Source organism: Nonomuraea sp. NPDC049028 (genome assembly GCF_043197735.1).
GTDB lineage: Bacteria > Actinomycetota > Actinomycetes > Streptosporangiales > Streptosporangiaceae > Nonomuraea.
This window is the reverse complement of the sequence record NZ_JBICTR010000025.1, coordinates 1-16075: the sequence shown is the minus strand read 5'-3', so window position 1 is coordinate 16075 and position 16075 is coordinate 1. Positions and strand designations below refer to the sequence as shown.

Genomic DNA, 16075 nt, shown 5'->3' with positions numbered 1-16075 from the left:
CCTGACGACGAACATGAGAGCGCGGGCGCTCGGCGGGCTGGGCCTGCTGGCCTCGGCGATGCTCTGCCTCGCCGGGACCCTGACCGCATGCGCCGAAGTGATGTGGGGGGCCGGCGCATGGGCCGGGGTGGCGGCGACCGCGACGGTGTACCGCGACATCGCGCGGCACGCCGGACGGGGGCGGGCCGCCGTCGCACTGGCCCTGCTCGGGGTGGTCGCCTCGGCCTGGATGGTCGAGGCGACGCTGCGGGTCGCCGGCGGGCGGTGGGTCGCGGCGCAGTCCGTCCCGCGGCTCACCTTGGCCTACGCCGCCGCCGCCGGCATCGCGCTGCTGGCGTACGGGCTCGCCCGCGCCGGACTGGTCCGGCCGGCGGCTGGAGCGGTCATCGCGTTCGCCGCTCTGCTCGGCCCGCTCACCGGCGATCCGGGAGCCCCCTACCTCCTGGGTGCCGGGCCCCTCGGCGCCGCTCTGCTCGCCGGCGCCATCCGAACACGCGTTTCGGCACGGAGGTCGCGGGACGGCCCGGCCTGATCCATACGATACGAAAGGAAAGATCGTCATGACCAACCCGAACTTCTCATCGTGGCAGAGCCAGAACAACGCCAACCAGAACGCGGCCAGGGCGGCCCAGTGGGCGCGCCAATCCGCTCAGGACTCGGCGCGGCTGGCGCGCCGCTCCGGCCGGTCGAGCTTCGTCGGCAACGTGATCGCGCTGCTGATCGTCATCGCCGTCCTCGTCGTCGCCGCGCCGTTCGTGCTGGAGATCATCGGCCGCGTCTAGCACCGACTCGGGAGTCAACGACGAGCGAGCTTTCCCATGGGTCCCTTTTATTCCCAAAGGTGATCCAAAAGTGAATGAGGTGCATCATGCGATGCTATTTCCGGATCTTGGTGGGACGGCTGGGTCGTGCTCGGGCCAACGGCGTCTATGCCCACGTGGAGTGCAGCAGCGACTGACGTGCCCAGGGGCGGCCGCGCGCCGCCCCACCCACGCTCCCCGAGGTTGGTATGAGCGAGACCGGAATCCCAGGCCCTCGCGGACAGTGGCCGGTCGGCCAACTCCCCGCCTACGAGCGCGACCGCATGTCCTGGCTGTGCCTCACTCGCGGGGGCCGCCCCGCCCCTCTGTCCCGGCTCCCCGGCTGTTTTGTCGGATCGGGCTGCGAGACACCGCGCATGCGTGATCACGTACGGTCGCTGCTCGTCCAAGGAGCACTACGCGAGCAGCGTTTCGACCTCGATCGCGGTCGGTGTTGCGTTCCGTGTGCAGCCCGTGCAGGTGTTGGCGGGTGGCCCTCAGGGTGGTCTTGGTCTCGTCCAGCTCGGCCTCCAGCCGAGCCCCGCGCTCGGTGGCCTGCTGTCGTTGCTCGGTCAGTCAGCGCTGCTCGGCGTGCGCGACCTGGAGCCGGGCGGAGTGCTCGGCGGCGGTCTGTCGAACTGGGTGCGCAGGTTTGTCTCGCGCTGGGAACAGCTGTGGCGTGGTGTGCCATGGAGCGTGCGTATGAACCCGGGCGTCAGGGAGGAGCTGCCGTTCTCTCCCGGGAACTGGGAGAAGAGCTCGCCCTCGCTCCGGGCCTGGGGACGGAGCCGGAACTGCTGTGGCTGATGGATGCGCGGGTAACACGGCCAGGAAAATCACCTTCGCCCCGCAAGCTCCACCTGATCTATCGCCTCCACGTCAGCGCGGAGGTTCGCCGCGCTCTGGCCTCCTGGATCTGACGCGTCCCGCCCAACCGAGAGGCCGTTCTTGAGGCGGCCGAGCTCCCGCAGTACGTCAAGGACCGCCTGCGCCGGCGGCGCCCCAGCGGACGATCTCGCCGTCCACGATCGTCCGTTCTGGGAGGTGTTCCCATACCGCGAACACGACTTCGGGAACATCTCGTTGAGCCGGGTGCCGTGCCGCGAGGAGAGCTGTACCCCGCCGTCGCCGTCGGACCTCGCTAGAGCCCTGTAGCCGTCATATCTCGGCTCGTAAAAGGCACCCCCGCGCCGAGCCGACGGGCTCAGGCAGGTAGCCGACGGCGAGTGCCAGCATAGGACCGGCAGTGCGAAGCGTAGCCATGATGCTCCCCCTCGGGTTCAACCGACACGGGGGTGCGATGAGGGAGTTTACCCAGGTCAAAAGCGGTGCGCAGTCAAGACATAGCAAAGGGGCCCCGCGGAACACCGCAACCCGCCGCCTCGCCGGCGTTACGGCTCATCGGCCACGTCAGCGTGGTGTATGGGCTGGCATTCGGCCCGGACGGCCGCATCCTGGCCAGCCCGTGCGTCGGTATCTGCCTCTGCCGCCATCGCGCGATCGGCCAAAACGCCCGGCCACGCTATCGATGCAACATGCCTTCAAGATCGGTCACACGCCTTACGAGCCTGAAAGGATCATCTCACCTCTGACCCTGCGAGAAGAGGCCAAGAACCCCAGATAGCGATCGATCGAGGTCGGCTGGGATGTGGTGCAGCGGTCGGAATCTGCTCCTGCTTAGTCTGCCGTGAGTCCGCGGTTCTTGACCGCCTGCACGGTTGAGTAGCCACTACTCATGCCGTACCGCCGCAAGGTCCTCATCGTTGGGCGCATGCGTCATCCACCACATTTCAGCCGATTGGTTGTCATCCCGCTGGTCGTGCTCTGTCTCATCGCGCTCAACACGGCGATCGTCTCGGTGGCCCGTGCCGCTACAGACGTCACCATCACGCTGACCATCAACCACGTCCAGCAGCACGAGAACCCGGACGACGACGGCGGGGACGGCGACTACTTCCCCGAGATCCGCATCGGCGACGGACCGGGCGATCCCGTCCTGCGCAAGCCGTACGTACAGGACGACGTCTTCGACCCCAGCACCTTCCCCGACCCCTGGATCTTCACCAGGACGGTCTCCGTGCCCGATGACAAATTCACCGTGCCGGTGCTCATCAGGCTGTGGGACTACGACGACGGCACCAACTTCGGCGACGATCTCATGGACATCAGCCCCGGCAACCAGGACGACGAGCTGAACCTGGACTTCGACCTCGGCACACGCTCCTGGCGCGGCGTCGCCGACGGGATCACACCGAGCCAGGGCCGGATCACCGGTGACGGTGACCCGAACTTCCCCGAGGTCAACGACGGCGTCGCGGCCACGATCGGCATCGACATCAAGGTGGATCCCGCCACCCTCCCCGACACCGACGAGGACGGCATCTACGACGTCATCGAGCGGTTCGGCATCAGGGAGGCGGACGGCACGATGCGCTACGACCTGGCAGCGATGGGCATCAACCCCTGCCGCAAGAGCGTCATCGTGACCATCGACTACATGACCTCGCCCGCCGAGAACCACAAACCCAAATCCGCCGCGATCGCCGAGGCCAAGAACGCGTTCGCGAACGCGCCGGTCGATCCCGTGCGACCCTGCCGGTACGCGGGGGTGCCCACCCCGGTCGGCGTGGACTTCATCTACATCGAGGGCAACCCGATCGCCGAACAGGCCACAATCGGGCTCGACAACGACTTCCGCAGGTTCCGGACAGCCAATCTCAGCCCGCTGCTGCGTCCCTACGCCCACTACGCGATCGCCGCTCACGACCAGCCCAACGCGGCCGGCGTGTCCGGGGTCTGCTGCGACGCCGACAAGGACTTCCTGATCACGCTCGGCTCCTGGCGCACCCTGTGCGTCGCGCCCGGGACGAACGGCGTCATCGACACCAAGCTCGGCGGCGACGACGTGCTGCTCGGCACCAACGAGATCGACGTCGGCACCAATGGCGACTGCGAGAGCAAAGTCGACACGACCCTCGTCCCCCGCCCCGACGACGAGCAGGTCCTGCCTCCGGGCACCGGCCGGGACAACGCCCGGGTCGGCACGGTCCGCGACCAGTCGGGCACGATCATGCACGAACTGGGCCACGCCCTCGGACTCGCCCACGGCGGCAGCATCCGCACCAATCACAAGCCCAACTACCTCAGCGTCATGAACTACTCCTTCGACCCGGGCGGCATCCCGATCGCCCCCGGCCGCGACGCCGCCCGCCGCCTCGACTACTCACGCGAGGACCTGCCCGACCTGGACAGGACCGCCCTCAACGAATCGATGGGCATCCAGGACGGCACCGACCTCACCCGCTGGCTGGACCCGATGCGCAACGAGAGGTTCGGGCCGGGGCGAGGGCCGCTGAACTGGAACGCGAACTTCGACACCGCCGGCCAGCCCATCATCGACCCGGCGACACCGCCCCTGGCCGTGGACATCAACGCCGACGACGACGTCTGCGTGCTAGGCGGCACGAACGGCCTCAACAGCACCGTCAACCCGAACGACGTCCGGATAGGCGACGACATCCTGGCGGGCGGGGACAACACCTGCCAGTCCACGCCCGGCGGCGGCGACAGCGGGCGGGAGACGGTCCTGACCGGGCACGACGACTGGGCCAGCCTGAAGTTCAAGGGCGCGGCCATCACCGGTTCGGGGCCGGAGATCTCGTTCCGGCAGGTGGTCAGCTCGGAGCTGGCGCGGCGCAACTTCTACGAGCCCGACGTCACGGTCGCCAAAACCGTCGACAAGGCGACCGCGCTACCCGGCGACACGCTCACCTACCAGGTGAAGACCAGCAACATCGGCAAGGGCCGCGCCGCCGCGGTAAGCCTCACCGACACCCTGCCCGACGGCACCGCAGTGAACCGGGCGCTGCCGGAACTGGCTGCGCAGGCCTCCCACACTGAGACCTTCACCTACCTGGTGCCCTGCACCACGGCCGACGCGACCGACCTCACCAACCGCGCCACCGTCACGGCAAAGAACCTGGCCGAGGAGCCCGAGACCGACACCGCCAACAACAGCGACTCCGCGACCACCCGGATCAAGGCCCCGAAGCTGACATTGACGGCCACCGCCACCCCGACGGCGAACGCGGCCGAGGCGGTGACCACCAAGCTCACCGCCGCCAACACCGGCAGCGCCACCGCCACCGGCGTCACCCTGCAGTACACGCTCCCCGAGGGCGTCTACTACAGCACCGCGCTCGACCAGGGCACCGGGCCGCGCCCGGCGAACGTCAACGGCCGGATCCTGACCTGGAACCTGGGCACGGCGGACGCCGGCGCCGCCAAGAGCGTGGAGTTCACCACCCGCTCCAGCCTGCTCACCGAGGGCGGCACCCGGCTGACCGGCCAGGCCAAGGTCACCTACGGCAACGCCAACGGCTGCGCCTACGACCCGGTCTCGGCCTCCAGCACCTCCACGGTCACCGAGGCGGCACCCAGCCGTAACCCGCAGATCTCCACCATCTGGGCGAGCCTCCCGGCGACGCGCACGGCCGAACTGCTGGCCAGGGTGCAGGCCACCGACACCCGCTTCGACACCTCCCCGGCCGACGGCCGACTGACCCAGCAGGAGGTCAACGACACCTTCCGGCTGCCGCTGCTACAGCCCAGAACCCTCAAGGCCGAACTGCTGGCCACCTACCTCAACCTGGCCGACCGCCGGATCAACGCCGCGACGGCCGTCCACACCGTGACCATCGAGCGGCTGGGCCTGCGGACCGTGGGCGACGCCGCCCGCCACGCACAAGCCACACTGCCGCTGCCACCGCTGAGCAACGTGGTCGCCTTCACCGACACCACGCTGGCGCTTGTCGAGATCAACTCCGGCATCGCCGAACGCTACTGATCCGCCGGCATCGCCCGGCCTGCGAGGCCGGGCCATGCCGACTGGCTGGCCGTCCAAGGCCGCAACAGCCTCCAGAGTGCCCTGGCGATCAACGCGGGTGTGGTAGCTGGTGATACTCGCCTGGTGGCAAGTACCGTGACCCAGCAGTGGCGCCTTGGCGCCCCGTCTCGAGACTCAGTCGGTGCGGAACTGGTCGGCCGGGTAGACCCCGAGGATCTTCACGTCCGTGGTGAAGAACGCCAACTCCTCCAGCGCGTTCTTCAGGCCGGGATCCTCGGGGTGCCCGTCGACCTCGGCGAGGAACTGGGTGGCCGCGAAGTGGCCGCCGACCATGTAGCTCTCCAGCTTGGTCATGTTGATGCCGTTGGTCGCGAACCCGCCGAGCGCCTTGTAGAGCGCGGCCGGCAGGTTGCGGACGTTGAAGACGAACGAGGTGACCACCGGGCCCTCGCCGCGCGGTGCCTGCACGAAGTCGGGGCTGAGCACCACGAACCGGGTGGTGTTGTGCTCCTCGTCCTCGACGTCGCGGGCGAGGATGTGCAGGCCGTAGATCTCCGCCGCGAGCGGCGGCGCGATCGCCGCCTGGGTCGGGTCGTCCGCCTCGGCCACCTCGCGCGCGGCGCCGGCGGTGTCACCGGCGATCATCGGCACCAGGTCGTGCTCGCGGATGATCCGGCGGCACTGGCCGAGGGCATGCACGTGGCTGTGCACGGCCTTGATCGTGTCCAGGGTCGCACCCGGCGGCGCCATCAGGTGGAACTGGATGCGCAGGAAGTGCTCGCCGATGATGTGCAGGCCCGAGGTCGGCAGGAAGTGGTGGATGTCGGCGACCCGACCGGCGATCGAGTTGTCGATCGGGATCATCGCCAGCTCGGCCTCGCCGTTCTCCACCACCGCGAACACATCCTCGAAGGACGCGCACGGCACCGTATGCCAGTCGGGGTAGTGCTGCTTGCACACCAAGTGGGAGTTCGAGCCGGGCTCCCCCTGGTAGGCGATACGTCGTGCGGTCACCCCAGCAGTGTCCCATGCAGCCGGGCGCGGCTGCATGGCCTCCCCGGGGGTCGATCGTCCAAGCGCAGGCCGAGAAGGCTGCGGCTTCATCGGATGAGCTCATCGCACTTCACGCGCAGGTGCTTGCGCACCGTGAACAGGTCCGCACGCTGAACCTGCCGACCCCGCGCCTGGCAGGCACTCGATCCGAGAGTTGGTGATCGGAGTTGAAGGTCCGCGAAGCCCTCAAACGAGGCTGGGCGCACCTGCGCCGGAGTGCGCATCTCCGGCCGCCTCGGCCGTAGCCGGCGCCCCAGGCATGCCGAGGCCGGCCCGCTGCTCATGACCATTCACGCCGGGGTGCGCGAGCTGTAAGTGGACCTCCGCTACTACATGAGCGGGCGCATGCCCGAGGGCCGCGGTGGCTCCAGCGGCAACACCACCGCGGCGCTCGGCTCCGTCGTACGCCTGGTGCATGGCGTCGACGACGAGATGGCCCGGGACGCCCGCCACCGCATCGACCGGTGGATCGAGGCGGTCCGTCAGGTGCGCGACATCGGCGAGTCCAAGGAGCGCAGGCCGACGCGGAGATCGACCGGATCATCTGGGTGGCCGCGATGATCGGCTGGGAGTGGGCAGGTGAGCCTGATGCCACGGACGACCAGCGGGATCTGCCATCGCCCGGTCCACTGCGTCGAACCGAGCTGGGTGGGAGCCGTGCTGTGGATGGAAGAACTCAAGCAACGCTGTCGTCGGGATGGGACAACGGAGACGGGTGGTCGCGTCCTGCATCCTGATCCGGTCGCGGTTGAGGCTGGTGTGCTCGCCTCCGGGCGGCTCCTGGGCCTCCAGCTGATCGAGAAGGTCTTCGAGCGCCTGCACCCGGCGTTCAGCCCGATACGTTCGTTCGCGGGCCAGTTTCAGCTGTCGCGTCAGCTGCGCGATCTCTTCTTGGTGGCGGGCACGGTCCTGTTGAGATAGCGCGACACGGTGCCCTTGTCGATCGGATGAAGCTTGGCGAACAGGCTGAGCGACATTCCCAAGAGAACAACCTGCCCCCCGTCGTCGCGCGCCATCATGGACCACCTCGACACCGAGACTCTGCGATGCCTGCTGCGGGTGACCACCCGGGTCCGCGAGGTCGCCGACCAGCTCTACCCGTGACCCTTCGTAAGCCTTCTGGGGCTAAATGAGGGTATTTATTCGATTATGTGTTTGGGTTTTTGCTCCGCCCGGACGCCTTTACAAAGTAGATTTTTGGAGATGCGAGACAAGACCGGCGGCAGGCCACCGTGAAGACCTGGGCGGCGGCGCGCTCCGGGCCCAGCCAGGAGGCAGTGCCTGGCGGATCGACATGATGGCGAGCGAGGCGTTGACCAGGACACCGTCCAGATCCGGCCCGTACGGGTGTTCCCGCCACAGGTACGCGAACGGCTCGAACACGGCGCCCTCCCCCGCCCTCATCCCCGCCCTATTGACGGCCAGCGCGTCCGGCAGACCGACGCGGCGGCGCCAGCCAAACTACTGCCGTTTCGGCATGTGACCTCCTGCGCAATCCAGGAAACCCTGACTCCGCCCGCACCGAACAAATCACCCCGCCTGGCACGACCAATACGCCCTCCGGTGCGGCATCGAGGCCACCATCCACTAAGCCGTCACCGGCACCGGCCTGCGCCGCACCCGCTACCGCGGCATCAAGAAGTCCGCCTCGAACACATCGTCTCCGCCATCGCTGTCAACGTCATCCGACTGGACGACTGGCGAAACGACCGCCCGCTGCGGAAACACGCCAGCCACCTGGCCCCATTCGAATGAGGACCCCGCTCCAGGCCGATGCCGAACTGTTCGCCCCAGCGCTATAGGACCGAACCTGCTCCCGCTGATCGTCTGTATGACGGCGCATACGTGACAGCCGGCCGTCGAAGAGGACCGCGCAGGACCCGACGGTCAGCAGCCCGCCGACGAGGAAGGTGCCCCGTCCCTCGGCGAGCGGCAGGACCAGTGCCCCAAGCGCGGCACCCGCCGCGATGCCGGCGTTGTAGGCGCCGGGGTTCGCCGCAAAGGCGATGTCTGTTAGTTACTCAGGGGCTGGTGGCGCGGACCCGAGCGGGGGCGCGGGAGGGGATTCCGGCTCGTTCCTCTCGGTCCGAGAGCGGCGGTCCGATCGCCCGCGTACGAGCATCACGGCGAGCGCCGCGCACCCCATGACCGCGATGGGCAACCATAGCGTCGCCCGCATGGCACCCACGAAGCCCTGCTGGAAGACGAGCGTGAAGAAGGTGTCCAGTTGGGCCCGTACCTGATCCGGGATCCCGGCAGGCAGGTGGGGGGCGATCTGTCCGCCGGCGATGTCCTGGCTGCCTGAGGCCACGTGGCTCAGTGTGTCGACAACCTGCGCCCTGTACTGCGCGGGCAGTTGACCGGCGTCGGCCGCGGCGGCGCTCTTGAGGTGGGTGGAGATCTGGGCCTGCAGCACCGCGCCCACGGCCGCCGACCCGATCACCCCGCCGAGCTGCCGGGTCGTATTGATCATGCCGGAGGCGGCGCCGGCCATTCGCGGCTCGACGTTGCGCATCGCGACAGCCTGCATCGGAGCGAACGTCATGCCCAGCCCGAAGCCGGCCACGATCAGCCCAGGCAGCAGATCGAGCCGGCTGGTATCCACATGAGAGGACGCGATCAGCACGCCCATGCCACCGGAGAACAGCGACAAACCGACGAACAAGATCCACTTGCCTCCGACCCGGTCTGCGGCACGCCCGGCCAGCGGCGCCACCACCATGGAGATCAGCGCCATCGGCGACAAGGTCAGGGCCGCCTGCAACGCGGACAGTTCCAGTACCGACTGCAGGAAGATGGTCAACGGCAGGAACAAGCCGAGCATGCCGAACGCGATCGACGCGGCCACGACGTTCATCACGGAGAAGTTCCGGTCCTGGAAGATCTGGAAGGGGACCAGCGGCTCCCGGCGCTGCTGCGCCCGTTGATGCACGAAGAAGAGACCGAGCATCACGACGCCGGCGATGAGGATCTCCACGATCGTGATCGGACCCCAGACCTTCCCCCAGGCATGGGATTGCCCCTCGATGAGACCGAACGTGATCAGAAAGAGCGCGACGGTGACCAACGCGGTGCCGGCCCAGTCCAGCCGGTGCCGGCGGTTCAGCCGCAGGTTCGGCATCACGATCCCGGCCAGCACCAGGGCGATCACGCCGACGGGCAGGTTCACGAAGAAGATCCAGCGCCATCCGAAGTCGGTGACCAGCCAGCCGCCCAGCAGCGGCCCGGCCAGCGTGGCCACACCGGCGACCGCGCCCCAGACGCCGAACGCCGCACCACGTTTCTCCGAGGGGAAGATCATCGTCAGGACGGAGAGAGTCTGCGGGGTGAGCAGTGCGCCGCCCAGCCCCTGGATCACCCGGAAGACGATGAGCTGTGCCGGGCTCTGGGCGAACCCGCATGCGGCCGACGCCCCGGTGAAGACCACGAGACCGATCATGAACAGCTGCTTGGGGCCGTACAGATCGCCCAGACGCCCGGCGGTGATCAGCAGGACCGCGTAGATCAGGATGTACGCGTTGATGACCCACAGGATGTCCGACAGGGACGCCTTGAGGTGATCACCCATCTGCGGGATCGCGATGTTCACGATCGTCGTGTCCAGAAGGATCATGAAAAAGCCGAGGCAGAGAACGAAGAGGACAAGCCAAGGGCTGTGCCTGCGCTCCGCCGCGGTGGCTGTGGGGAGTGTCATGTCGCGACTTCCTCGTCTTGGTACCACGACAGGTCTCCGGGTCGGATGCCCTCAGCAAATGTCCCACATCCGGATGAAGGCGCGCGGCGCCAAGAACGGCCCCTATTCCGGCTTGGGCTCGTGGTCGGCGAGGAACTGCTCCGGCACGGAACCGCGACAGTGTCCAGATTCACCGTGTCCGGCCGGCCGCGCGGGAGACTGGCGCCCGCGCGGCCGGAGTGCGGACCCGTCACCCGATGGCGTACGCCCGGGTGATGGTCTGCGTCACGCGGTCACCCGCCGCGTCCGTGACCTTGGCGCGCAGTGAGACGAACCCAGGTGCGGCCGGGTTCGCGATCCGGGCCGTCCATCCTGAGCCGGCGTGGGCCAGCCGGACCGGCCGCCAGTTCGCCCCGTCGTCGAAGGACGCCTCAAGCGTGATCGACGTGGCGCGCGGCGCGGAGGCGCCGGGGTTGCGCTGGAGGCTCACCGGGACGACGGTCGTGGACCCGGGCTTCGCGCGGTTGTGGTCGTCCAAACCCTCGGGGGCGTAGCGGACGGCGGTCAGGAACAGCGGCCGGGGTTCGGCCGTCCGCTGCGACCGGAACGTCCAGGCCGACTCGACCTTCGTGGACAGCGCCGACGGCCGCCGCGCCGACGCGGTCAGCGTGTAGGCCGCCGGCTCGGCGGGCAGGCGGACGTCCAGCCGGCAACTTTCCGTGTATCCGGGTTCGCAGGTCGCCAGATCGGTCTCGGCCAGTTTCTCCTCGCCGCGGGCCAGGGCGATGCTGCCGGTGATGTCGTAGTCGCCGCCCATCAGCCCGGCCCGCCCGTCGGCGAGGATGCCGTCGACGTTGAAGTTCAGCCAGTCGCCGTCGCGGCTGCCCGCGGACGTGCCGAAGGCGGGGCCGGTCACGGCGGCGTTCCACAGCTCGGTGACGGGCCGCCGGCCGAGCACCTGGCTCACGCCGGACACCCAGTGGGTGCCCGTCGTGATGCCGGTCTCCCAGGCGAAGCCGGGAGTGCGGTAGTGCGTCATGGTGGCCGGCAGATTCAGGCTCGGGCTCTCGGACAGCCAGGCGCCCCCTGCCCAGGACCCGCCGGGGAGTAGCGGCCCCACGATCACGTCGGCCGTGCCGGGCACGCCGGGCGCCCGGTACGTCGCGCTCACCTTCACCAGGTCACGCGTGCGCGCCGTGTACGACAGGTCGTCCGGAATTCCGCCGGTGCGATAGTCGACCAGATCGTAGCGGTACGGGCTCGGCGCGGCGTCCTTCTTGTGCCAGGTGCTCCCGGCCAGGTACTTCAGGCCGGGCTGGCGCACCGGCAGAGCGTAGACGTCATCACCGAAGCTGGCCCAGCCTTGGCTGAACCAGCCGTTGGCCAGGGTGATCTCCTCACTGCCGTCCTGGACGGCGGTCGGCTCGTCCACCGTGAACGTGATCTCCTTACCCTGGCGCGCGTCCACCGTCACTTCCTGGTCCGCGCCGTCGATGGTCACGGGCCGATGCGCGGTCGTGGATTGGTCCGAGTTGTAGACGTTGACGTAGAGGTTCCACTCGCCCTTGGGCACCCGTACTCTTGCGACGCCTTGGTCGTCGAACGAGAGCGTCTTCTGGGTATCGGTCTCGAGCTGATAGAGATAACCCATGGCGGCGCGGGGTGTCTGGCCGTTCCTCTCAATGGTCTTGACGGTCAGGGTGTGGGTCTCGGGCTCCACGTACGCGCCCGCGAGCGTGCGCACAACGGTGTCGCCCGACCTGGCGGTGACGACGCCGGGATAGTCCCCGGGCGCCTTGCCCACCGCGCGGATCGTCAGCTCGACCGACGCCTCGCCCTTGGCGGGCAGCTCCAGCCGCTTGGACCCCAGCTCCAGTCCCTCGCCGTCCGCGGCGAGGTCCAGGGTGAGCGGGGTGTCGCCGGAGTTGGCGTACGTGAGCGTCTTGGTCGCCACGCGCTCGCCAGTGCCGTTCCAGGGGAAGGAGGCCCAGACGTTGCCGGTCGTCGCGGCCACCTGCTGGGAGACCGCGCGGGCCACGTCCACGCGTCCGGCGCCCTCCTCGTAGATTTTGGCGCTCCCGTTGGGGGCGGCGCTGCCGATGAGGGCCGCCTTGAGCCGCTGTCCGCTCCAGTCGGGATGGCGCTGGGCGAGGATCGCGGCGGCTCCCGCCACGTGGGGCGAGGCCATCGAGGTGCCGCTCCTGGCGACGTACGGGGCGTCGGCACCGCCATTGGCGTTGGCCGCCTTGATGGCGACGCCGGGGGCGGTGAGGTCCGGCTTGATGGCATGGTCGTTGAGCCGGGGGCCCTTGCTGGAGAAGTCGGCCACCTTGTCGTCCCGGCCGACGGCACCGACCGTGAGGGCCGCGTCGGCGCTGCCGGGGCTCAAGACCGTACCGGGCTTGGCGTCGTTGCCCGCGGCCACGACGAAGAGCGCGCCGGTACGCTCCGACAGGGTGTTGACCGCCTGCTCGACCGGGTCCACGTCGACCGTGTCCGGGCCGCCGATGCTCATGTTGATGACCTTGGCCTTGACCTCGGCCGCGGCCCACTCCATGCCGGCGACGATGTCGGACTCCTGCATCACGATGTCGCCGATCTTGCCGATGGCGAGTTTCGCGCCGGGCGCCACGCCGCGCTGTTTCTCTCCCGCTCCCGCGATGATCGACGCGACGTGCGTGCCGTGCCCGTTCCTGTCGCGGATGTCGTCGCGACCGGTGAAGTCGCGTGCCTGCGTGACGACGTTCTTCAGGTCGGGATGTGTGAGGTCGTAGCCGCTGTCGAGCACGGCGACCGTGACACCCTCGCCGGTGAAGCCCTGCTTCCACGCCTCGGTGGCGCCGATCTGCTTGACGCTCTGGTCGAGGGTGAAGGAGCGGTGGCCGTCCAGCCAGATCTTCGTCCGGCCGGCGGTCAGGGTCTGGACGCCGTCCGTTATGCCCTTCCACGTCTCGGCGGCGCTCTTCTTGGGCACCTCAGCGGCAGACATGCCGAGGGAGGACAGCCGCCGGTCCTGGCGGGCGCTCCGGAGCGCGGGCGCCTCCCCCTTGGCAGACTGCGTGATCAGCGGGATGTCGCTCCGCTTCGCGTCACCGTACCCCCAGGCCAGGAGCTGCGTGACGTCGAACAGCCGCTCGTCCACAACGCCCTTGGCCACCAGCGGATGGGCGTCGGACGGGTAGACGTACAGATGGCCGTCGCGGTACTGGCTGCTGCAGTGCACCTGCCTGCCCGCTCCCGGCTCCACCCGATGCCCGGCGGCGGTGACGATGACGCGGTCGCCGGTGATCAGCGTCACCGTGCCGGTCGGCCGGTTCGTCGTGCCTTCTTGCCTCGCGACCCACGGGGTCGGGGCCGGCGTCGCGGCGGCGGGTGCCGGGGCGGTCGTGACGCCGGCCGTCACTGCCAGGATGGCGGCCAGCAGGCCCTTGCCTAACCTCATGCGTTTCCTCTCCATCGGCTGCATGACCGATCGCCGCCGACGACGCTCAGGTACGTTCAGCGGCAACGCATGAGCAAATGTCCGGATACGGAAGGGTGTTACTGGGTCTCCGGTGAAACCTTTCGGGAAAATAGGCCTTCTTATGAAACAGAGCCGCTAAGCCGGACATCTGCTGAGATGTGTCCAAACAACGGAGAGAAGGCGACATCGGGCCCCCGGCGCCGGAGCAACGCTTCGAGCAGCTCTACCTGGCGCACTATCCCGCCATCGCCGCCTATGTGGCGCGACGTACCGAGTCCACGGACGACATCGCCGACGTGATCGCCGAGACGTTCACGACCGCCTGGCGCCGGCTGGACGACATTCCCGCGGGGGACGAGGCCCGGCTGTGGCTGTACGCCGTCGCCCGGCGGGTCCTCGCCAACCACTTCCGCGCCGAGGAGCGCCGATCGGCGCTGGCCGCGCAGCTGCGCGCGGAACTGTCCACCTGGTCCAGGCCGGTGGCCGAGCAGTACGGCGAGGCCACCCACCAGGCGTTCAGACGACTGTCGCCCGACGACCGGGAACTGCTCGCCCTGGTCGGCTGGGAAGGGCTGAGCAGCGCCGAGATCGCCAAGGTGCTCGGCTGCTCGCGCGGAGCGGCGCGGCTGCGCCTGCACCGCGCCCGCCAGCGGCTGGCCAAGGAACTGGCGGCCGCCGACCTCGACCTGACCACCTACGGCCTGCGCGCCGTCGCACTCGCGGAGGGAAAATCATGAAGAACAGCGTGGACCGCGTGGTCGCCCACCTGTCCCCCGGCGCCGGGCCCGGCATGACCGAGGCGGCCCACGAGCTCATGCGCGACATCATGGCCGCCGAGCCCGCCACAGCCAGGGCCGTCGCACCGGCAGGGCGGCGCGCGCACCGGCCGCTGATCCTGCGCGCCGCGGTGCCGGGCGTGGCCCTGCTGACCGCCGCGTTCCTCGCTCTGAGCTGGCTCTTGCCCACCGGGCTCGGCCTCGGACCCGGGACGGCCGCGGCGCTCGACATCAGGAAGGAGGACGGGTACTACGTCATCGAGATCAAGGACCTGTACGCCGACGCCGGCACGTACCAGGCGCAGCTCCGTGACGCAGGGCTGAACGTGACCCTCAGGCTCATCCCCTCGACGCCGTCGTGGGTGGGCTCCATCTTCCCCACCTCGCCCACCGAGCACCGGTACCTCGACGAGATCAAGACCATCGACCAGCCGGGGACCTGCGACAAGATGGGCGGCTGCCCCATCGGGGTGAAGATCCCGGAGAACTTCCAGGGACCCGCCGAGATCACGCTCGGGCGCGAGGCCCGGCCCGGCGAGCCGTTCGAGAACGGCACCACGATCGACGGCCTGGGCGAGCCGCTGCACTGCCAGCCCTACATCGGCCGGACCGTGGCCGAGGTGCGCGGCATGCTGCAGGAGCGCGGCGTGACCATCCAGAACTTCGAGGACATGGATCCCCTAACCGGCGGAACGAAGCAGTCGGTGCCGGACTCGTGGCTGGTGGAGAACGGCTCCATGACGGAGCCGGGCAAGGCGACCCTGAACGTGTACGAGGGGTCCGAGCCGCAGGAGCCAGGAGGCCGCCGCGGCGAGAACTGCCCGACCTCCTAGGCCCGCGAGCGCGCACAGCAACACCACCTTGATCGCGCCTGAACTCGACATCTCTCCCCGTGACTCTCCGTAAGCCGGTTAGCTCTAAATGAGGGTATTTATTCGATTATGTGTTTGGGTTTTTGTTTCCGCCCGAGCGCCTTTACAAAGTAGATTTTTCCCTTCCTGCCTCATCGTCATCGTCCGGCACGGCGGCCTGATAGGCCTTGAGCGGATGTGGCACGAAGGGCTTGAGTTCGCGGGGCGGGACTCGGCCGGCCCGAGCCCGCTTCTCCTCCGTCGAAGGGCCGAGATTCAGAGGGAGGGACATGCTGTCCGTGGTGAAGTCGTACCAGAGCCCTGGCACCGTGGAGGACGTACCTCCTGAGCCCTCATCGCGCCACAAGCTTTGACGTGCTCCTCCACGTGAATGTGGAGGATTCCTGTGCTGCTTACGCAGCAGCTCGCAGCGCGGGTGCGGGCGAGACTGTGGGACAGGATGCTTGACGCTTCGCAGGCCCCGGTATCCCGGAGTCTCCACGTCCTGTGACCGCCCGTCCGGCGGCGGAGTTGTACCGATGAAGCTGGTTTCGGGCGGCGTTGGTATCAGCGTTGCCGATCCATCCGCACGCCAGGTTCTTGCACGCGAACC

The 16075-nt window shown here is 68.6% G+C and carries 12 protein-coding genes; 9 read left to right on the top strand and 3 right to left on the bottom strand.

Features of this window, described 5'->3' with window-relative positions; genetic code table 11:
* Nucleotides 1-13: 13 nt before the first annotated feature.
* The 4 genes from ACGFJ2_RS57285 (at nt 14) to ACGFJ2_RS57270 (ending at nt 5646) form a co-directional block, all read left to right on the top strand.
* Nucleotides 14-532, top strand: a complete 519-nt coding sequence (locus ACGFJ2_RS57285; protein ID WP_393483536.1) for a hypothetical protein — start codon at nt 14-16, stop codon at nt 530-532.
* 28 nt (nt 533-560) lie between these two features.
* Nucleotides 561-782, top strand: coding sequence for a hypothetical protein (locus tag ACGFJ2_RS57280; protein WP_358183579.1), 222 nt, complete (start codon nt 561-563; stop codon nt 780-782).
* Nucleotides 783-1181: 399 nt separating this feature from the next.
* Nucleotides 1182-1607, top strand: coding sequence for a hypothetical protein (locus ACGFJ2_RS57275; protein WP_393483533.1), 426 nt, complete (start codon nt 1182-1184; stop codon nt 1605-1607).
* Between the two features lie 964 nt (nt 1608-2571).
* Complete coding sequence (locus ACGFJ2_RS57270) at nt 2572-5646, top strand: CARDB domain-containing protein (protein ID WP_393483530.1); 3075 nt, start codon at nt 2572-2574, stop codon at nt 5644-5646.
* A 174-nt stretch (nt 5647-5820) separates the two neighbouring features.
* On the opposite strand, the gene ACGFJ2_RS57265 is transcribed toward ACGFJ2_RS57270, so the two are convergent.
* The gene (locus ACGFJ2_RS57265) at nt 5821-6660 is read right to left on the bottom strand and encodes a prephenate dehydratase (RefSeq protein WP_358183588.1); all 840 of its coding nucleotides are present in this window, start codon (nt 6658-6660) and stop codon (nt 5821-5823) included.
* Between the two features lie 354 nt (nt 6661-7014).
* On the opposite strand from ACGFJ2_RS57265, the gene ACGFJ2_RS57260 reads away from it, so the two are divergent.
* The 3 genes from ACGFJ2_RS57260 (at nt 7015) to ACGFJ2_RS57250 (ending at nt 7803) form a co-directional block, all read left to right on the top strand.
* Nucleotides 7015-7260 carry a hypothetical protein gene (locus tag ACGFJ2_RS57260; protein ID WP_393483527.1) on the top strand — a complete coding sequence of 82 codons (246 nt, stop codon included), beginning with the start codon at nt 7015-7017 and terminating at the stop codon, nt 7258-7260.
* Between the two features lie 105 nt (nt 7261-7365).
* On the top strand, nt 7366-7620 hold the full coding sequence (locus tag ACGFJ2_RS57255) for a hypothetical protein (RefSeq protein ID WP_357956402.1): 255 nt from the start codon (nt 7366-7368) through the stop codon (nt 7618-7620).
* A gap of 33 nt (nt 7621-7653) precedes the next feature.
* A complete protein-coding gene (locus tag ACGFJ2_RS57250) occupies nt 7654-7803 on the top strand; it encodes a hypothetical protein (protein WP_357956403.1) in 150 nt (49 codons plus the stop codon).
* A 913-nt stretch (nt 7804-8716) separates the two neighbouring features.
* Here ACGFJ2_RS57250 and ACGFJ2_RS57245 read toward each other — a convergent pair.
* Nucleotides 8717-10393, bottom strand: a complete 1677-nt coding sequence (locus tag ACGFJ2_RS57245) for an MFS transporter (RefSeq protein ID WP_393483523.1) — start codon at nt 10391-10393, stop codon at nt 8717-8719.
* A gap of 229 nt (nt 10394-10622) precedes the next feature.
* The gene (locus tag ACGFJ2_RS57240) at nt 10623-13814 is read right to left on the bottom strand and encodes a S8 family serine peptidase (protein ID WP_393483520.1); all 3192 of its coding nucleotides are present in this window, start codon (nt 13812-13814) and stop codon (nt 10623-10625) included.
* Nucleotides 13815-13993: 179 nt separating this feature from the next.
* Here ACGFJ2_RS57240 and ACGFJ2_RS57235 point away from each other — a divergent pair, with 179 nt between their 5' ends.
* On the top strand, nt 13994-14572 hold the full coding sequence (locus tag ACGFJ2_RS57235) for an RNA polymerase sigma factor (protein ID WP_393483517.1): 579 nt from the start codon (nt 13994-13996) through the stop codon (nt 14570-14572).
* Entirely contained in the window at nt 14569-15444 is an 876-nt protein-coding gene (locus ACGFJ2_RS57230) for a hypothetical protein (RefSeq protein ID WP_393483514.1), read from the top strand. Before ACGFJ2_RS57235 ends, ACGFJ2_RS57230 begins: the two co-directional genes overlap by 4 nt.
* Nucleotides 15445-16075 lie beyond the last annotated feature (631 nt).

Bases quoted from the DNA above. Each gene is read 5' to 3' on its own strand.
- ACGFJ2_RS57255 (WP_357956402.1), top strand. From the start codon at position 7,366: ATGGAAGAACTCAAGCAACGCTGTCGTCGGGATGGGACAACGGAGACG.
- ACGFJ2_RS57240 (WP_393483520.1), bottom strand. From the start codon at position 13,814: ATGAGGTTAGGCAAGGGCCTGCTGGCCGCCATCCTGGCAGTGACGGCC.
- ACGFJ2_RS57280 (WP_358183579.1), top strand. From the start codon at position 561: ATGACCAACCCGAACTTCTCATCGTGGCAGAGCCAGAACAACGCCAAC.
- ACGFJ2_RS57285 (WP_393483536.1), top strand. From the start codon at position 14: ATGAGAGCGCGGGCGCTCGGCGGGCTGGGCCTGCTGGCCTCGGCGATG.
- ACGFJ2_RS57270 (WP_393483530.1), top strand. From the start codon at position 2,572: ATGCGTCATCCACCACATTTCAGCCGATTGGTTGTCATCCCGCTGGTC.
- ACGFJ2_RS57230 (WP_393483514.1), top strand. From the start codon at position 14,569: ATGAAGAACAGCGTGGACCGCGTGGTCGCCCACCTGTCCCCCGGCGCC.
- ACGFJ2_RS57245 (WP_393483523.1), bottom strand. From the start codon at position 10,393: ATGACACTCCCCACAGCCACCGCGGCGGAGCGCAGGCACAGCCCTTGG.